Here is an 18,203-nt window from a genome sequence, read left to right as displayed (position 1 = left end):
ATACTATAATGTAAGTCTAAAATTTAAGGATTATAACCATTAAAACGATTTTTAGAGATTTTTGTAAAGAACGCTTGAAAAGGGCTAAAGCAAAAGATAAAGCAGTCAGGGATAAATTGGCTTGCAAGCTTTTGTTTTGGAAACTCAAAGATTATCAAAATATTTTATTGTATAGCCCGTTAGGGCATGAGCTTGATATTAGGCCTTTGATTTTTAGGTTAAGACAAAAAAATAAGCGCGTGTGGTTGCCTAAAAGCATCAAAAAAGGCGCTAATTTTTCTAAAGAGGGTTTTACTATCGCGCCCTTTAGGTTGCCCTTAGGGCGTTTGGGGTGGTTTGATGAGCCGAGTTTGTCGCGCTATTATAAGCTAGAATTGGATTGTATTGTCGTGCCGATTTTAGGAATGGATACAAGCTTTAGGCGCGTGGGTTTTGGGCTAGGCATGTATGATAGGAGTTTGCCCCCATTATTCAAAAGGCAACTAAAACGCCCCTTAATCGTGTTTGTGAGTAGGGAGTTAGCGATAGCTAATGGTGTTCTTACAGATGCCCATGACATTGAAGCGGATCTTTATATGAATGCTCGTATCGTTATGAAGAATAATAAAAGGAAACATTATGAGCATGGGGTTAATTTACATTTCATTAGAAGTCTTGGTAGCGTGTTTGATTACCGCTCTAGCCATGTATTATGTGATGAAAAAGATCTATTATGCTAGAGCGCAAGCCGTTTTAAAAGGCGCTTCAGCTAAAGCCAAATTGATGGAGTTTCAAGCGAAATCTTTTGTGGAAGCTGAAGAGATGCGCATGAAAAGCCAAGAATGCAAGTTGCAACAGCAATATGAAAACAAGAATTTGCAACTCCAAACCTATTTTGAAAAAAAAGAAGCGCATTTGAAGCATTTAGAAGTGCAGCACAAAGAATTTGTAAGAGATGAAAAACGCTATTTGGAAAAGGAAAAAAAAGAGCTTGAAAAAGAACGCCAAATTTTAGAACAAGAGAGGGAAAATTTTAAAAGACAGTGCACTGTTTGTAAAGAAGCTCAAGCCAAAGCGTTAGATGCGATGCTCAATTACATGGCTTATACTAAAGATGAAATTAAAAGCATGATTTTAGAGCAATTAGAAGAAGAATTGGAAGCGCAAAAAAGTGCTTTGATTAGGCGTTATGAAAAAGAAGCCAAAGAAGAGGGCAAGAAAAAATCGTATGCCATTTTAGCGGAAGCGACAGCCCGTTTTGCGGGTAATTATGCGACAGAGAATTTAACAACTCGTATCGCTTTGCCTTGCTCAGATTATATCGGTCGTGTGATAGGCAAAGACGGGAAAAATATTGAAGCGTTTAAAAAAGTCAGTGGGGTGGATATAGAATTTAGCGAAGATAGTAGCGAATTGTGTTTGTCCAGTTTCAATCTTTATCGGCGTGAAGTAGCGAGCGAGACGCTTAAAATTTTAATAGAAGACGGCCGTATCCAGCCTAATAGGATTGAAGAGGTTTATCATAGAGTCGCGCGCAACATGGAAAAAGAATTGCTTTCTGAAGGGGAGAGCGTGGTGCTAGAATTAGAGCTTGGGGCTATGGAAGATGAGCTTAAAATTTTAATAGGTAAAATGCGTTATCGCTCTAGTTTTGGGCAAAACGCCTTACAGCATTCTAAAGAAGTCGCTCTTTTAGCCGGCTTGATTGCAGAGCAGCTTGGGGGGGATAAAAAACTCGCCAGAAGAGCCGGTATTTTGCATGATATTGGTAAAGCGCTCACCCAAGAGCTTGGGAGAGATCATGTGAATTTAGGGGTTGAGGTGTGCAAGCGCCATAAAGAAGATTCGGTTGTGATTAATGCGATTTATGCCCACCATGGGCATGAAGAGATCATGAGCGTAGAGTGCGCGAGCGTGTGCGCGGCTGATGCGCTTTCAGCAGGGCGTCCTGGGGCTAGAAGAAAGAGCGATGAAGAATACGCTAAACGCATGCAAGCTTTAGAAGAGATCGCACTAGAATTTGATGGGGTGGAAAAAGCGTATGCGATGGAGAGCGGGCGAGAATTAAGAGTGATTGTCAAATCCAACCAAGTCAGGGACAATCAAGTGCCTATTATTGCCAGAAAGATCGCTAAAAAGATAGAAGAGAGCGCTCAGTATGTGGGTGAAGTGGGCGTGCAAGTGGTGCGAGAAAGCCGTTTCAAAACGACCGCTACGCTCAAGCAATAATCAAGCCTTTTTCCCACATCTTTTCCAAATGCCTTTAGAAAAAACTTTATAGTAGATGAATGAGCGCAAAAAAGTTTCTGATGCGATCACTACAAAAATAAATTCCACCTTAAAATGATAAATTAAAAGCAAGTAAATGGGCATGATCCTTAACCCCCATAAGCTTAGGGTGTTAATATAGAGTGAGACTTTAGAAATGCCAGCCCCTCTAAAAACTCCATCCAGCACAAAATACCCAATTAAAGGGGCTTGAGAAAGACCCACAGCGATCAAATAAGATCGCGCCACTTCCAAAACTTCTTCATCTTGAGAAAAAAGGCTCGCAAATTCTTTAGCGAATAAGACTAAAACAATCCCTAAAACCCCCATTAAACCCATAGAAATTTTTAAAATCAAATGCGCGTATTCTGTGGCGATTTTTGGCTTGTTCGCTCCTAAATTTTGCCCTGTTAAAACCATCGCTGCGATCATAAACCCAAATCCGGGCATGAACGAAAAGGTTTCAACCCTAATGCCTATTTGCATGCCCGCTAACACTTTATCCCCATAGCCCGCTACAAATTTGGATAAGAGGATTAAAGAAAATAAGCTCAATAAGCGCTCAAACCCGGCCGGCCAACCCACTCTAAACATGGTTTTTAAAAAAGAAAAATGAAAGGTTATTTTGAATTTTAAAGGGATTTTTTTGATTTGTATCCAAACGCCAAGCGTGAGTAATTCCCAATAAGAGATAACCACATTCGCTAAAGCAGAGCCTACAATCCCCATTTCTTTAAAACCAAAATCCCCAAAAATCAAGGCTTGATTCAAGAAAATGCATGCGATGACCATGATGGTTTTGACAATAAAGGGGGTTAGGGTGTCTGAAAAGCTAGCGAGCGCTGAAACTAAAACATTTTTTAAAAAAATACTCGGTAGCGCGATCACTAAGACTTCTAAATAATCTTGCGTCAATTGGCGCGAAGGATCTTGTAATCGCATCCAATTTAAAAAAGGCTCAATCAAAAAATAAGAAACAAACAGCACGCCCAAACAAATCACAAACGCCCCTATAAAAATACTTGAAAAAGCGTGATTGATTTGAGTAAAATCCCTAGCCCCCACAAGTCTAGAAAGAATAGCGTTAGTGCCGGTGTATAAAATCGTATTGATGCCATAAAAAAGCATCAAAAATTGCAAACCCACCCCTAAAGCCACAATGTGATGGTGCGAAATCTTGCCCACAAAAAAAACCGAGAGCGCGACCACTAGCACATCTAAAAAAGCATTGATCCCAGAGGGTAAGGCTAAAGAAAAGATTTTCTTAACTTGATAGATTAGCCTAATAGTAACGCTCCAAGAACTCCAAAAACAATCAAAGGGAGGTTATAGACTAAAAAAGTCGGCACGCATGTGTCATAGATATGATTGTGTTGGTTGTCTGCGTTAAGCCCACAAGTGGGCCCCATGGTGCTATCGCTAGCCGGTGAGCCCGCATCGCCTAAAGCTGCGGCTATGCCGATGAGTAAAATCGTAGATTCTATGCTAAAACCTAATTTCGCGCATAAAGGGACATAAAACACAGCGATGATAGGAATAGTGCCAAAAGAAGTCCCTATCCCCATAGTGATAAAAAGCCCTACAACAAGCATTAAAAAAGCCCCTAAAAGCTTCCCTTGGACTATGCTTGTGATCGCATTCACTAAGCCCTCTATCGCATGCACTTTTTGCAACACTTCTCCAAACCCGCTAGCCACTAACATCACAAAAGCGATAAACGCCATCATTTTCACGCTATCATCCATAAGCGAGTCTGTTTCTTTAAACTTAATGCCACGGCCCAGTAAGATGATCGCTAACGCTAAAAAGGCGGCTAAAGGCATCGAATCGGTGGCTAATTGGATCACAAACGCCACGACAATCCCTATAAAAGTCAAATAGTCATGGTAGTTTAATTTAAGCGAATCGTAATTTTCTATGTTAAAAGATTTTTCTTTGTAGCGCCTGGGTTTTTTGTATAGCGTTAATACAGCCACAAGCAGCCCAACAACCATCGCTAACCCTGCTATCCACATCACTCCTGTGATTTGCGCTAGGGTAGCGCTAACGCCATTAGCTTTTAATTGCTCTAAAATGGTGGTTTGAAAAATCAAGCCAAACCCTACAGGAAGCACCAAGTAGGGGGCTTGCAAGCCAAAAGTTAAAGCGCAAGCGACCGCTCTTCTATCCAATTCTAGCCGATTCATTAAATGCAAAAGAGGGGGGATTAAAATAGGGATAAAAGCGATATGCACCGGCACTAAATTTTGCGAAAAACATGCGATGAAAGCGATCAAAAAGCAAAAAGTGGATCGCTTGTAATCCATCAAGCCTATTAATTTATTCAAAGCGACTTTAATGAGATTGCTTTTAGCGATCGCTACCGCTAAAGCCCCTAAAAGGATGTAGCTTAAAGCGATGTTTAAATTGCCTTTCATGCCGTCTATCATCATATTAAAACTCTCTGTGATTCCAAGCCCTCCCATAAGTCCTGCTATGAGAGTGGCGCTAATCATAGAAAGCATGACATTGAGCCTTAAAAGGCTAAGAACGCACATGCAAATGATAGCCACAAAGGCAGGATTGCTCCATATAGAGCTATTTTCTAGCATTTTTGCTCCTTGTTAAAATGAAAATACCGTGCAAAAATGATAGAATTTTTGCACTTGTTTAGCGCAAAAAACCACACCTACCATGTTTAATCCTTTCTAACCTTAAATTTTAAATTGACTGACTGATTAGATATAGCGTTTCAACAAATCGTTATAAAAATCAATGCGCCTGTCTCTCAAAAACGGCCACATTCGGCGCACTTCTTCGGTGCGTTCTAAATCAATTTCCGCATACAAAATCTCTTCTTTATCGCTCGCTTTAGCTAAAAATTCGCCCAAAGCCCCCACCACAAAACTAGAGCCAAAAAAAGTAATGCCCCCCTTAATCGCGCCGCTAGGATCTAACTCTACGCCCACTCTGTTAGTCGCAATCAAAGGCAAGCCATTAGCGATCGCATGCCCTCTTTGGATCGTCTCCCATGCGTTTTGCTGACGCTTTTTTTCTTCGTTAGAATCTTCTTCTAAAAACCCTATCGCGCTAGGATAGATTAAAATTTCTGCCCCTTTTAAAGCCATAATCCTTGCCGCTTCAGGATACCACTGATCCCAGCACACCATAAGCCCTAATTTCCCCACGCTTGTAACAATAGGCTCAAAGCCCAAATCCCCCGGCGTGAAATAAAATTTTTCATAAAAACCCGGGTCATCAGGGATGTGCATTTTGCGATACACTCCAGCGATTGAGCCATCTTTTTCAAACACAACAGCGCTATTGTGATACAATCCTTTAGCGCGCTTTTCAAATAAAGAAGCGATAAGCACCACTTGGAATTTTTGGGCTAAAGTGCTAAAAAAAGCCTTATCTTCTTCAAAATATTCGCCCAAATCAAAAAATTTAGGGTTTTCGCTCTGGCAAAAATAACTATAAGGGTTTAATTCTTGCAACACCACCAAATTGGTCTTAGGGTGTTTTTTTAGCGCTTGTTCAAGCAAGTTCGCTGTATGCTCTATGGTTTTTTTTCTAGAGCCACAATAAGCATGCTGGAGGACGCCTACATAAATCATTTTTCACTCTTCTTCATAATCAGAGTTATAGTCTTCATAATCGTCATCATCATAGACATTCTTATAATCCCCATACTCTTCATCTTCTTCTTCAAAGCCCTCTAATTCTTCTTCTTCAAAATCTTCCAATTCGTCTTCATAATCTTTCATTCCACTTCCTTTCATTAGTAATATTTTATTTGATAATGTCTTGCACGACTTCACTCGCTATTTGCAAACCAAAACTCGCCGTAACCGCATTAAAACTCCCAAGCTCTATGCAATGCGGAACTTCAGGGCTAAAAACCACTTTAAAATCCCCTTTAAAGCGGCGTTTTTTTAAAAAATCCCTAAATTTACGCCCGAATTTATCGCCATAGCTTTCCCACACGCTCCTTACTTGGATGTGTTTAGGGTTCAAGCGTTTCGCGCTCCCCATAGAGCTGATAAACTTCCCGTAAGCGAAATTTTGACATTTTATCGCCAAGCTTGTTTTAATAGGCAAATCGTCCATGCAATCTAAAATGTAATCATAATCTCTAAAATTAAATGAATTTAAAAACGCTTCATCTACATGCAAATTCAAAGCCTGAACGCCCTTATAGAGATCCTGCAACACCAACACTTTAGATTCTCCTATCCTTTCTGATCCAATCTGGCGGTTTTGATTGGTAACATCAAACACATCTTTATCAATGATAGTGATTTGCCCTATCCCCACACGATACAAAGCGTCTAGCGCAAAGCCCCCAACGCCCCCCACGCCACAGATTAAAACCCTTTGTTGACGGATTTTTTCAAAATCGTTTTTAAACAACCACCTTATGCGCGTGAATCTATCTATGGGTTCAGACAATCTTTAGCCTTCAATAAAAATAGTGCTTTTATTGTATCGTAGTTTAAAAAATCTTAAGACAAAAATTTTTGGATCTTCTTAGCCTTATGCATTTGTGCTTGCAGTTCTTCTTTTTCTTTTTCTAATAGTTCAATGCTTTGGGCTATCATTTCCTTAAGGCTTAAAAGTGTGTCTAAATCTAAGCTTTTTATTTGCTCTAAAGAAAGGCGCTCTATCAATGAAAAGGCTTGCTTAGAATCTTTTTTAACAAGAGCGATTTTAAAGGAATCTAATAACGCATTAGGCGAGTTCATCTGAATGGATTTCCCTCCAAGCTTCTAACAACCCCCTAGCCACATTCAACACCAAATCAATCTTACTCGCATCATTTTCCACATTGGCCTGCGTTAAAACTTTGATTTGATGGGTGTATAAGCCCGTAAGATACACCGCCACTTCCCCCCCTTTTTCATAATCTAAAATATTCAACAATTCCGTGAAAATATCCGTAACCCTGTTAATATAATAAATCTTTTTTTCAATGTCTTCATTTTCAATACAGCGTTTGGCTTGCGAAGAAAATCTTAAAATCCCTTCATAAAGCATTTCAATGAGTTTTGCTGGGGACTCCACACTCACTCGGTTATGCTGGTAGGCTTGATAAGCGTTAGCGTATTGCATAATGTTCCTTTATCCTTTAAAATTGATAACTCTCTGTTTTTTTAATTCTTTTTAGCCGCCGCTTGATCGATCATCATTTGCACGGAATTGAATTTTTGATTCGCTTTAGAGATTTGGCTATCATAAGCCGCAAAGCGCTCCGCCATGATGTTGTAGCGGGTTTTTAGAAGCTCTTGAGCGTTTTCTTTGTCTTTGGTCAGGCTTTTAGCGTCTCTGTCTAGGGAATCTTCATAAATCTTTAATTTAGCGTTCCCTCCATCTATGAGATTGGCGATGACTTGATTGAATTTAGAAAAAATGCCCTCTTGGTGGATTTCTCTGCCCCCCATATCCTTGCTATCGCTCCCATAGAAAAAATCTTGAGTCGCTTTAGGATTAGAGTTTAGCGCACTACTCAATTTAGCCTCATCTAAACTCATCACGCCCTTATCGTCTAAACTAAGCCCGTATTTCATCAAGCTTTCTACCCCATTATCCGTATGCACACTATAAGAAAACACATTATTAAGAGAGGATCTAATGGTGCGAATATCGCCTACGCCGTTAAAAATCCCAGCGATTTTAGTGTCAGCGTCATAACGAGTGTCTTCATCTAATTTAGGGATAAGCTCATTATAGGCTTTGACAAATTCTTTAAGGCTGCCTATAATGGCTTGATTGTCTCTGCTCACGCTGATAATGGCAGGCTTATTAGGCTCTGTGGTTTGCTCTAAAGTGATATTAACCCCGCTAATCACATCATTGATCTCATTAGTGGGGCGTGTGATGCTCACCCCATTATAAGTGAATTCTGAATCGCTCGCTTTTTGTAAATTCTTAGACATAAAAAGCGTGTCTTGTGAAGCTTCATAAGATTGCACCATGCCAGCATTTAAACCCAAATCCTTCAAACTATTCTTGCCTAAAGCGTCCTCGCCCTTAATGGTTAGCATTCCGGTTTTAGAATTGATCACAAGCTTGCCTTCGGCGTTTTTAAACGCACTCAAGCCTTCCTTAGCGTTGATCGCTTGAATGATAGCGTCTGTGTTTTCTTCGCTGGTGTTGCCCTCTTTGGTTAAGGCTTTTAAATCCAGTTTTTGACCATTCAAGCTAATTACCCCTTCTAATTTACCCTCTTTTATCGTGCGAGAGCTTTTTAACAAATCGCTTTCTTGGGTGGCGGTTTGCAAAAACCCAAGCTCTTTAGCCTTGCTCCCTTTAATTTCAATGTTTCCCCCACGCCTGTCATTAATGATTAAAGATTCCCCCCCATGAAGAGTGTCTATGGAAATATCCCCATTAGCGATCAAATCTTTAAAATTAGGGTCATTTTCTAAAGCCTGCTCCATCGCTTTTTGGATTGCGGTATTTTTTTGTTTGATAGAAGCGCTTTCAGGGAGCTCTAGCATGATAGGGACTTCATGCATGTTCCCATCAGCCCCCTTTAAATTCAAACTCACTTCACCTTTTCCGCTTCCATCAACCCCCAAAGAAAGGGCGTTTTTGTTAGTGAGCGTGGATTGGAGGTGTGAACCAAAATAGACTCGGTTGTCTCCGCCGGTGTTTTTGGTATTCACCATTAATTGGTAGGGGTCATTCCCTCCTGTTTTCATCACAATGCCCATCACTTCGCCGTTGGTAGCGTCCGTGATGCTTTGAGCCACATCGCCTAAAGTCATTCCTGCTTTAATATTAACGGCGTAGTCCTTGTTTTGCGTGTAAAACTTGAGCGTGGTATCCACTTGGCTAAAAATATCGTCTCTTGAAGAAAATTTCGCCCCTAATTCGTTAATATCGCCTTGCGCTAAATTTTGCACATCCACTTTAATGTCTTGAATAGGCACGCCAGCCCCCACGCTCGCGCTCAACGCATCGCCTGTAACATTGCTTTTCCTGCTGATATAAGTGGAATAATCTGAAAGCGTTTTAACCGGACCTTTTAGAGCTGAAAGGAGCGTTTTGATTTCTACAAGGGCTTTTTGTTTTTCAACATTTTGTTCCATTTTCTTGTCTAAGGGGGCGATTAACGCTTTTTCATCGGCGTCTTTGAGCTTGTCAATCACATCGTAATTCAAAACCTTACTGCCAAGCCCTAATGAGCTTAATGAACCTATTGCCATGTTTTACCTCTAATCTTTAGCCTTTTTTATCAAAGATAATGCCTATCACATCGTGCATTCTTTGCATAAGCTCCACGGCTTCTTTAGAGGGTATTTCTCTTATCACCTTATTCCCATTAGCGTCTTTGACTGAAACCACTAACCCTTTGATCGTATCGTTATAACTAAAATTAATATTCGTGCCAATGCGTTTCATTTCTTCATTCAGACGCTCGCTCAATAATTCCAGTTTGGGTTTGTATTGATCAGGGTCTATTGTTGTCTTAGATTCATCAATAGTGTTTATCGTATTTGTGCGATTAGTCTCTTTTGTGGGGGTTGTTTGAACGCTTGTGTGAGATGTGGGAATCCCAACCTCTTGAACTTCATTGACCATAAAAACCTCCAAATTTCTCCATGCCTACAAGTATAATGATTTATTTGTTTGCATAAACTCTTTAGCCAATATCGGCAATAAAAATGATTTGTTAAATCTTAATTGCGTGCGATGAGTTCTAAGGGGTTAATGTGCTTTTCTCTCATGGTAACTTCAAAGCCCAAGCGTTGCTCAATGCGCCCTAAAACATAGCCTTTTTGGATCCGCATGCCGCTTTTAATGGTGGGGGCGATTTTATCTAGTTGAGAATAAATCGTGCGGATGCCGTTTTTATGCTCAATGATAACGACTTTTTTAAGCATGTTGATTTCTTTAGCGAACACGATTTTCCCGTCCAAAACATTACGCACCAAAGCGTTTGGGGTTTTTGACACTAGCGTGATAGACTCGCTAAAAATTTTTAAATTATAAACCGGATCAATATAGGGGCCAAATTTTTGCACCACTTCATAATCGTTCAAAGGAGCGATCGTTTTTGGCCCGTTATAGCTCGTGGTGTTGATATTTTGATAAGAGCTAGCCACTTGTTTGACTTCTAAGGCTTGAGAAGATTTTTTCAAACTGACCCTCTCTTCATTTTCCCTATTTTGTTTGATGATATTCAAGCGTTTTAAAAGAGCGTTTAAATTCTGGCGCTCTTTTTCTAAAAGGGTTAGGCGTTGGTTATAGATCGCATAGTCTTTTTGCATGCTCAAAATGAGCTTATTTTGTTCGGTTTGCAAGGATCTTAAGGTTACTTCACGAGTTTTTTGCTCATCTATGACAGATGAGATTTTTTGAATGCTGCTTTTGACTTTTAAAGCTTGCGTATTGAGATCTTTTTCTTCTTGGCTTAGTTGCGACATTTTAGACAGAGTGCTTTGGTGCAAGTTTTCAAACGCTACTTGCAAAACAACATCATTAGAAGAGGCTAAATTCTGCCCCTTTAGGGCTTGTGAAAAAAGGAAATCTTGTAAAAGCGTATCAAACACCCTCTTTTGTAAAAACGATCGCTGTTTTTGCAAATGATCTAAAGACTTGCGGTAGTTAGTTAGGACTTTTTCTTGCGCCAAACTTTCGTTACGATTTTTTTCAAGACTCTTTTTTAAGGCGATCATTTGGCGCTCCATCTCAGCTTTTTGAAGCTCTTTAGAGTGGATCGCTTCGCCTAAAGAACTCAAACGGCTGTTCAGTTGGTTTTTTTCTTCATGGGTTTTTTTCAAAAGGGTTTCTTTATGTTGGATATCTTTAGCAATATCGCTCACTTTTTGCGTGTTAGCTGATAGTAAGGTGGCTAACAAAAACACCCCTAATTTATACATGTCTAGTCCTCCAAGCTACAAGTAAAACAGAAACAAATGAGACCACAAGGCTAAAAAGCAGTCCCCATAAAAAATGGTTTAAAACAAACGCACCTCCTATAATACCCAAAGTATCCATCGTTTTTTCAAAACCTTTTTGCGAAGTGATATAAAGCATGAGCATGGGGGCTAAAAAACTAGCGATTAAAGAATCCATTAAAGCTATTTTATACAAAAACCCGTTTTTAAAAGACACCGAAGCCCCTAATAAATCCATGATCTCTAACCTCTCATGGTATTGATAGATCCAGATGCGGACTTGCTTAAACATCAATAAAACCGATAAGACAAAGACCACTAACGCAAAGATATAGACCGCTGCTTTAATAAAACTCAAGAGATCATACACTTGCATGTAAGTTTTGGCAAAGACTTCAACTTTTTGAACGCCAGGGATTTTGAGCAATTTTTCTTTAATGTTTTCCAAACGCTCTTGAGTGGGGAATGTGGAAAGTTGTAAAGAATAAAAAAAGGGTAAATTTTTTCTTAATTCCTTAAGCCCGTCTGTGCCTAAGGTTTTTTGAAGAGGTTCTAAAGAATAATTAGGATCAATTTCTTTCAACGCTATGATTTCGCTAAAATTTTGACGCAACAATTCCAAGCTTAATTTTTGCGCACTGGCCAACACGACCGAATAATCTTCAATCAATTTTTTTTCTTTTTGCTCTATCGCTTGATTGATAAATAACACGCACTCCAAGCTAAACAATAACGCTACTAGGGGAATGATAAAGGCTAAATGCTTTTTAAGAGTATTCATAAACTTCCCCATCTTCTATATAAAATTTTCGGTGATAAGCGCTAAAATTTTTAGGGAATTTGTGCGTAACCACCACGATCGTAGCGTTTAATTGCGTGTTCATGCCCCTTAATAGGCTCCAGATTTTATCGCTAGAATAATCGTCTAAATTCCCAGTAGGTTCATCGGCTAAAATGAGTTCAGGGCAGTTTGCCATAGCCCTAGCCATAGCCACTCGCTGTTGTTCGCCTCCGCTGAGTTCTTTGGGGTAGCGGTTAGCCTTATGGCGTAAATCAATATGCCCTAAAAGTTTTTCTAGCTGCAAGTGGCATTCTTCTTTTTTAACGCCACAAATCACCATTGGTAGTTTGATGTTTTGCTCAATCGTGTAATCTTGGATCAATTTATAATCTTGGAAAACCACGCCAATATTTTTACGCAAATCTAAAATAGTTGCTTTTGAAGCGTTGTTCATGTTGATGTTGCAAACTTCTAATTTACCGCTAAAAAGTTTTAAATCCCCATAGAATGAACGCAAAAGCGTGCTTTTACCACTCCCGCTAGGCCCTGAAATGAACACAAAATCCTTCCGTTTGATGCGCAAATTGGCATGCTTAATGACCGGTTCGTTTTGCTGGTATTGTAAGCATAGATTATTCGCTGCGATGATCACACTCATCCAATTCCCTTTTGGCTTAGGATATTTTGAAGCAAAAGATGCGCTTTGTGGTTGTTTAAGGTTTTTAAGGGGCTTTTATTGAGGTAAAAAATCTGGTTTTCTGCCAATAAAACAAACAAACGCACAGGCCAATTAAAATCCCCCATGCTCAATTCCACTAAAAAATCCCCCTTATTCTCATAAATATTGCAAACATGCACAAAATACCCCTCTTTAATAATTTTTGGGGTTTTTAAAATCGTTTTAACGCTCTTTTTACTCATTGTTATTGTATCAAAAGAAAAATCAAATGCATGGTTATCAAAAGGGGTTTCATTTAATTCTAAAGAATAAATTCTTAAATCATAAATATCTTTTTTGAGTTTATTCCAGCGCGCTTCATACTTGCTGACAACCGGTATTTGAGCGTTTTTTTTGATTTCTATCTCGCATTGAAAGTTTTTTAGGGCTAATTTTAGGCTGTCTTCAAAATAAAGGCTATCATCGGTGCGTAATTCCAAAAACCCTCTAGGCTTTAAAACCCTTAAAGCTTCGTTTAAAAACTTTTCGCTTAGCACTCGGCGGTGTTTTTTCTCATTCCATGGCACAGGGAAATGCACAAAAATTTTCTCGCATTTGTGATTTGGCATGCTCTCTAAAATCAAACGGCCATCGCCTTGCAAGATGTGCAGATTTTTTAAATCCAACAACTCCATTTGCTTTAAGGCTTGCGCGATAGAGGGGGTGTGAATCTCTATCCCTAAGCATGTTTTAGTGGGGTTGTTTTTGGCTAATTCTATCAAATGCCGCCCGCTCCCAAAACCAATTTCGGCTAAAATAGGGGCTTGATTGTTTTGAATAAAGTCTTCAAAAGTTCCTAAATCAAGGGCTTTTTTTTGGCTCGCATGTTTAGAATTTTCTTGCAAATTATGCGAAATGACTTCAAAAGATTGCGAATAAATCCTTAAAGCTTGTTTTAAAACCTCTCTTTTTAAGGGCGTTGCTTTTTCGCTTTTGATCAAAAAATCACCCGCTCGCCGGATTTTTTGCAATAAAAAAATATGATCCTTAAAACTCGCATACACACAGCTTTTAGTGGGGTGTTTTAAGCTTAAAAACTCCTTATGAAAACAAAAATCCCCTGCAATTAAGGGGTATTTTAAAGGCTTGGAGTCTAGCTTGGCTAAAAAATGGGGCATTAAAACCCTTTTAGCGCTCTAAAAACAAACGCACTTCTTTGCTTGGGTGCGACTCTAAACCATCTTTATCCACGCTCACCACTTGATAGCGGTAAGCCACACCCACTTTCATGTCTTTATCCACGAATTGGTTTTTGGTGATATTCCCAAAGCGCAAAGGGGTTTTAGAATTGGCTTCAAAACGATACACCGCATAGGTGGCTATTTTAGCGCTTGGGTTATTTTCCCATTGAATGAAAGCTGAAGAGTCTTGAATAGTCCCTTTAGTGATGATAGGAGCTTCGGGTCTGTCAGCGGTCTCACCCATTGCAGGCTCTTTGGGTAATGCCCCTTCAAGATGCGTTTTATCTACGGCGACGACTTTATAATAGCGCGTAAGGTTGTCTTTTTCTATTTTATCCACATAAGAAGTGTTAGCGGTTTGAGCGATGAATTTGTATTTATCGTTGCGGTTATTGGAAGCGTAAATGCGATAAGCTATCACATCTTCTTGGGTGGATTTGTCCCAACTCAATTCAATGTGTCGTGTGAGATTTTGGCTCACTCTAACATTAGCGATTTCTTTGGGTAAATCTTTGGTTTTCCCCTCCACTATGATACTAGGCCTGGATTTATCCCCCATGAAATTTTCGGCGATGACTCGGTAGCGGTATTTTTTCCCATCCTCTAAATCTTTATCAAAATACTCCACAAACAAGCGGTTTTTCACAGCCCCTACATTTAAAAATTTGCCTTCTTTATTCTGCCTTTGAATGATGTATTTAGAAACGCTGGGATTTGGGTGTGGACTCCAAAAGACTTTCACGCTTTTAGGGTATTCAAGGCTTGCAAAAACGCTTTCTACAGGATTGATAAAAGAGGTTTTTACTAGAATGGGGTCTGAAAGGTTAGAGATTTTATCGCCCTTGTAAGTAGCGAGCTGGTAAGTGTAAGAACTCTCTGTTTCTAGCCCCTCGTCATAATAATGAGTCGCATAAGGGTTTTTAATCGTGGCGATTCTTTTAAGTTTGGAGTCTTTTTTCAAACGATACAAAATAAACCCATCAATATCATAAGTATCAGCGATTTTAGGCCATTCAAAACCCACTGAACTCACATCGTTAATGGTTTTAATAGAATGGACTACCGGGAGCTTAGTATCTGTATTTTCTTGATTATTAAGGGCTGAAAAAGTATGATTCCTGGTAGAAGAACACCCTATAAAAACCGCTAATACCACACTACTTTGCAATAAAAGCGTGAAGTATTTTTTCTTCATCCAAGACCTCATCTAAATTCTCCTTGTCAAAAACTTTTTTAAGATATTCTAACATATCCTTTAATAGGGGAACTTTAAAGCGCAGTTTTTGCTCGCTTCTAGGGTGTTTGAACTCTATCAAATAGGCATGCAGCATGATTCTTATTTCTTCTTTAGGAAGCGCCCCATTAAGCCCGTAAAGATTATCGCCTATGATGTGTCTGTTCAAATATTCTAAATGCACTCTGATCTGGTGCGTGCGCCCAGTGAACAATTTAGCCCCTATCAAATTAAGATTATTTTGAGAAGTCAGCAAGCTGATAAATTCGCTTTTAGAATAACGGCTTTTTTCTTTTTTGGCCGCTTTGAGCGCTATCATTTTTAAGCGGTTATTAGGGTTTCTTGTCAAATAGCATTCCACGCTCATTTTTTCTTCTTTTAAGGGCGTTGAAAGCAAAGCGATATAGTAGCGCCCCATTATTTTGGTTTTGAGCTGCTCGCTCAAATGAACATGGGTAAAATTGTTTTTAGCGATGACAATCCCCCCGCTCGTGTCCTTATCCAAACGATGCACAATCCCATAGCGCTCTTTTAAACCCAGATTAGAAAGCTCGTAATTTTTAAATTCCAACCAATCCACTAAAGTAGGCTCTTTCACGCTTGGGGCTTTATGGACGACTAAATTAGGGGGCTTATTCAACACTAACAAGTCTTCATCTTCAAAAATGACTCCTATTTCTAAATCAAGCCCTCTTTTTAAGGGTTTAGGCGTGATTTTGGGAGTTAAAAGCGTGATTTCATCGCCCTTTTTTAAGGCTAACCCGCCCTTTTTTACCCCCTTTTTTTGACAAAACACTAGCCCTTCTTTAATCAAATTCAATACCTGGTTTTTAGAAATTTGCAATTCTTTGGCTAAAAATTCATCAATGCGTTTGTGATTAGTTGGGGCGATAAAAACTTTTTGCATCCAAACTCTTTTTTGCTTTTTTAAAAACCATTATTTTACTCAAAACCTTAAAAAATCATGTTTCTATTCATGAGTTAGTTTAATAAACTATAATCCATAAGCCTTATATCTTAAATCATTCTATAAAGGGGTTTTAATGGAACTTGATAATTTTTTAGGCGGTGCGTTCAATAAAAAAATGGGCGAGTTAAATATAGATAAGCTTTCTGAATATCTCTCATATAGCGTATTTGTGCATTCTAGAGTCTTACCCTAGGGTTGAAGAGAGAGTTATTAAGCTTTGATAAAAATTGGAATATCCCAACGATTTTCGTTTTTACCAACACACAAGAAAAAGCCGGCGATGCCTTTGTTAAAGAAACTAAAGAGATCATAGATGAAGAATGGGGCTTTAAAGGTTTTGTCAAAGCCTATGCGAGAGTCAATTCCGTTGCGTTTTCATTTAGAGGCATTGAAGTCCCTATTGAAGGTTTAGAAGAATTGGTAGATGAAACGAAAAAATGCTTGATAGACGCTAAGAAAAACAAACAAAACCATTTCTTGCTGATTCAAAAAGCTAATATCCAAGCACGAAAACAAGCCATGATAGATAAAAGTAAAACCATTATCCATATTGCATCAGGAGCGGCTGGATCGGTTGGGCTTATCCCCATACCTTTTAGCGATGCGCTCGCTATCGCGCCCATTCAAGCAGGAATGATCTATAAAATGAACGACGCTTTTGGAATGGATTTGGAAGAATCTGTAGCCGCATCGCTAATCACCGGATTGTTAGGCGTAACCGCAGTCGCGCAAGTGGGGAGAACGCTCGTTAATGGCTTGCTTAAATTCATTCCTGTTGTGGGGAGTGTTGCAGGGGTGCAACCGCTGTGGTTATCACAGAAGGCATTGGGTTTGCTTATTTGAAAGTGCTAGAAACATGCTTTAATGATGAAACGGGCGAAGTAAAATTGCCTGCAATGGATACGATAAAATCTCTCTTTAAGGAGAATTATCTCAGTTTGGATACCATTAAAAAATTAAAACCATAAGATTAGGGGTTATGAAAAACGCATGGCATTAGACAAAAGAATCTGGATGCATTTTGATTTTTTGCCTTTTGTGTTTATTATTCCCTTGCTTGTGGTTTCTTTTTTATTGATTTTTGAGAGCAGTGCGGCTTTGAGCTTAAAGCAAGGGGTTTATTATGCGATAGGGTTTCTTCTCTTTTGGATCGTGTTTTTTATCCCTTTCAGGAAGCTTGATCGGTGGCTCTTTGTGTTTTATTGGGCGTGCGTTATTTTATTAGCGTTAGTGGATTTTATGGGATCGAGCAAGCTTGGGGCGCAACGATGGCTAGTCATTCCCTTTACCTCTATTTCTTTACAGCCTAGCGAACCTGTGAAAATCGCTATCCTTTTATTATTGGCGCATTTGATTAAAATAAACCCACCCCCTTTTAAGGGCTATGATTGGGGCATGTTTTTAAAGCTTAGTTTTTACATTTGCTTACCGGCGGCTTTGATTTTAAAACAGCCTGATTTAGGCACGGCTCTTATTGTGTTAATCATGGGTTTTGGGATTTTATTGATCGTGGGTTTAAGGACTAGGGTGTGGCTCCCTCTTTTTATCGCTCTCTTAGTGGCTTCGCCTATCGCTTATCACTTTTTGCACGATTACCAAAAAAAGCGCATCGCAGACTTTCTTTCTGAAAAACCTAATTACCATGTCATGCAATCCATTATCGCTATAGGATCGGGTGGGTTTTTAGGCAAATCTAAAGAAGCCTGCACGCAAACCAAATTCAAATTCTTGCCTATCGCAACGAGCGATTTCATCTTCGCTTATTTCGTGGAGCGTTTTGGGTTTTTGGGGGCTATGTTGCTTTTTGCGATTTATATAGGCTTGAGTTTGCATTTGTTTTTTTACATGTTTGAGAGCAACAGCGATTGGTTTTTAAAGATTGTAGCCCTTGGGATTTCTATTTTAATCTTTGTTTATTCCAGCGTGAATATCGCCATGACTTTAGGGTTAGCCCCTGTGGTGGGGATTCCCTTGCCTTTATTTAGCTATGGGGGGAGCAGTTTCATCACTTTTATGATCTTATTTGGGATCTTAGAAAACCTGCTTGCTTTTCGCTATATTTTTGGATACAATAGCAAACCATCTTTTGGGAATTTTGGATTCTTAGCTCAGCTGGTCAGAGCGCTCGGCTCATAACCGATTGGTCGTAGGTTCAAGTCCTACAGAATCCACCACTCCCACTTTTTT

The 18,203-nt window shown here is 39.3% G+C and carries 20 protein-coding genes and 1 tRNA gene; 6 read left to right on the top strand and 15 right to left on the bottom strand.

The annotated features are described in order from the left end of the window. Positions 1-47: 47 nt before the first annotated feature. Together FIM44_RS05435 and rny are read left to right on the top strand one after the other, a co-directional pair. Positions 48-719, top strand: coding sequence for a 5-formyltetrahydrofolate cyclo-ligase (locus FIM44_RS05435; protein WP_140579344.1), 672 nt, complete (start codon positions 48-50; stop codon positions 717-719). Continuing rightward, positions 697-2,208: a ribonuclease Y gene (gene rny, locus FIM44_RS05430; protein ID WP_238699904.1), complete on the top strand. Its 1,512-nt coding sequence runs from the start codon at positions 697-699 to the stop codon at positions 2,206-2,208. The genes FIM44_RS05435 and rny overlap by 23 nt, the downstream gene beginning before the upstream one ends. Here rny and FIM44_RS05425 read toward each other — a convergent pair whose 3' ends face one another. From FIM44_RS05425 to FIM44_RS05355, 15 genes are all read right to left on the bottom strand, one after another. Continuing rightward, positions 2,209-3,525 (bottom strand): MATE family efflux transporter, encoded by a 1,317-nt coding sequence (locus FIM44_RS05425; protein ID WP_274595361.1) that lies wholly within the window; start codon positions 3,523-3,525, stop codon positions 2,209-2,211. After that, positions 3,525-4,838 (bottom strand): Na+/H+ antiporter family protein, encoded by a 1,314-nt coding sequence (locus tag FIM44_RS05420; protein ID WP_140579341.1) that lies wholly within the window; start codon positions 4,836-4,838, stop codon positions 3,525-3,527. The genes FIM44_RS05425 and FIM44_RS05420 overlap by 1 nt, the downstream gene beginning before the upstream one ends. Before the next feature lie 126 nt (positions 4,839-4,964). Beyond that, positions 4,965-5,843, bottom strand: a complete 879-nt coding sequence (locus FIM44_RS05415; protein WP_140579340.1) for a carbon-nitrogen hydrolase — start codon at positions 5,841-5,843, stop codon at positions 4,965-4,967. Positions 5,844-5,846: 3 nt separating this feature from the next. Continuing rightward, positions 5,847-5,993, bottom strand: a complete 147-nt coding sequence (locus FIM44_RS05410) for a hypothetical protein (RefSeq protein WP_000656201.1) — start codon at positions 5,991-5,993, stop codon at positions 5,847-5,849. Positions 5,994-6,018: 25 nt separating this feature from the next. After that, positions 6,019-6,678, bottom strand: a complete 660-nt coding sequence (locus FIM44_RS05405; RefSeq protein ID WP_162979515.1) for a tRNA threonylcarbamoyladenosine dehydratase — start codon at positions 6,676-6,678, stop codon at positions 6,019-6,021. A gap of 53 nt (positions 6,679-6,731) precedes the next feature. Continuing rightward, complete coding sequence (locus FIM44_RS05400) at positions 6,732-6,971, bottom strand: hypothetical protein (RefSeq protein WP_140499628.1); 240 nt, start codon at positions 6,969-6,971, stop codon at positions 6,732-6,734. Then, on the bottom strand, positions 6,958-7,338 hold the full coding sequence (fliS, locus tag FIM44_RS05395) for a flagellar export chaperone FliS (RefSeq protein ID WP_001199081.1): 381 nt from the start codon (positions 7,336-7,338) through the stop codon (positions 6,958-6,960). The genes FIM44_RS05400 and fliS overlap by 14 nt, the downstream gene beginning before the upstream one ends. Positions 7,339-7,379: 41 nt before the next feature. Continuing rightward, positions 7,380-9,437, bottom strand: a complete 2,058-nt coding sequence (gene fliD / locus FIM44_RS05390; RefSeq protein WP_194148701.1) for a flagellar filament capping protein FliD — start codon at positions 9,435-9,437, stop codon at positions 7,380-7,382. Between the two features lie 16 nt (positions 9,438-9,453). Then, complete coding sequence (gene flaG, locus FIM44_RS05385; protein WP_140579339.1) at positions 9,454-9,813, bottom strand: flagella length regulator FlaG; 360 nt, start codon at positions 9,811-9,813, stop codon at positions 9,454-9,456. Positions 9,814-9,911: 98 nt separating this feature from the next. Beyond that, positions 9,912-11,114, bottom strand: a complete 1,203-nt coding sequence (locus tag FIM44_RS05380; RefSeq protein WP_140579338.1) for a murein hydrolase activator EnvC family protein — start codon at positions 11,112-11,114, stop codon at positions 9,912-9,914. Further along, on the bottom strand, positions 11,107-11,913 hold the full coding sequence (locus FIM44_RS05375; protein ID WP_140579337.1) for an FtsX-like permease family protein: 807 nt from the start codon (positions 11,911-11,913) through the stop codon (positions 11,107-11,109). The genes FIM44_RS05380 and FIM44_RS05375 overlap by 8 nt, the downstream gene beginning before the upstream one ends. Further along, a complete protein-coding gene (locus tag FIM44_RS05370; protein ID WP_000111063.1) occupies positions 11,900-12,571 on the bottom strand; it encodes an ABC transporter ATP-binding protein in 672 nt (223 codons plus the stop codon). The genes FIM44_RS05375 and FIM44_RS05370 overlap by 14 nt, the downstream gene beginning before the upstream one ends. Next, positions 12,568-13,749: a tRNA (guanosine(46)-N7)-methyltransferase TrmB gene (gene trmB / locus FIM44_RS05365; RefSeq protein WP_140579336.1), complete on the bottom strand. Its 1,182-nt coding sequence runs from the start codon at positions 13,747-13,749 to the stop codon at positions 12,568-12,570. The genes FIM44_RS05370 and trmB overlap by 4 nt, the downstream gene beginning before the upstream one ends. A 10-nt stretch (positions 13,750-13,759) precedes the next feature. After that, positions 13,760-15,007: a fibronectin type III domain-containing protein gene (locus tag FIM44_RS05360; RefSeq protein WP_194148109.1), complete on the bottom strand. Its 1,248-nt coding sequence runs from the start codon at positions 15,005-15,007 to the stop codon at positions 13,760-13,762. Beyond that, complete coding sequence (locus FIM44_RS05355; protein ID WP_140579334.1) at positions 14,970-15,953, bottom strand: RluA family pseudouridine synthase; 984 nt, start codon at positions 15,951-15,953, stop codon at positions 14,970-14,972. The genes FIM44_RS05360 and FIM44_RS05355 overlap by 38 nt, the downstream gene beginning before the upstream one ends. Positions 15,954-16,211: 258 nt before the next feature. On the opposite strand from FIM44_RS05355, the gene FIM44_RS08665 reads away from it, so the two are divergent. From FIM44_RS08665 to FIM44_RS05340, 4 genes are all read left to right on the top strand, one after another. Then, positions 16,212-16,859, top strand: coding sequence for a YcjF family protein (locus FIM44_RS08665; protein WP_238699901.1), 648 nt, complete (start codon positions 16,212-16,214; stop codon positions 16,857-16,859). Next, on the top strand, positions 16,823-16,984 hold the full coding sequence (locus tag FIM44_RS08660) for a hypothetical protein (protein ID WP_238699900.1): 162 nt from the start codon (positions 16,823-16,825) through the stop codon (positions 16,982-16,984). The genes FIM44_RS08665 and FIM44_RS08660 overlap by 37 nt, the downstream gene beginning before the upstream one ends. Before the next feature lie 22 nt (positions 16,985-17,006). Then, entirely contained in the window at positions 17,007-18,152 is a 1,146-nt protein-coding gene (locus FIM44_RS05345; RefSeq protein ID WP_014535608.1) for an FtsW/RodA/SpoVE family cell cycle protein, read from the top strand. Beyond that, positions 18,114-18,190: transfer RNA gene (locus FIM44_RS05340), tRNA-Ile, on the top strand. The genes FIM44_RS05345 and FIM44_RS05340 overlap by 39 nt, the downstream gene beginning before the upstream one ends. Positions 18,191-18,203 lie beyond the last annotated feature (13 nt).

The organism is Helicobacter pylori (genome assembly GCF_006440215.1).
Taxonomy (GTDB): Bacteria; Campylobacterota; Campylobacteria; order Campylobacterales; family Helicobacteraceae; genus Helicobacter; species Helicobacter pylori_CS.
The sequence above is the reverse complement of the archived record's forward strand: the minus strand, read 5'-3'. Positions and strand labels throughout refer to the sequence as shown.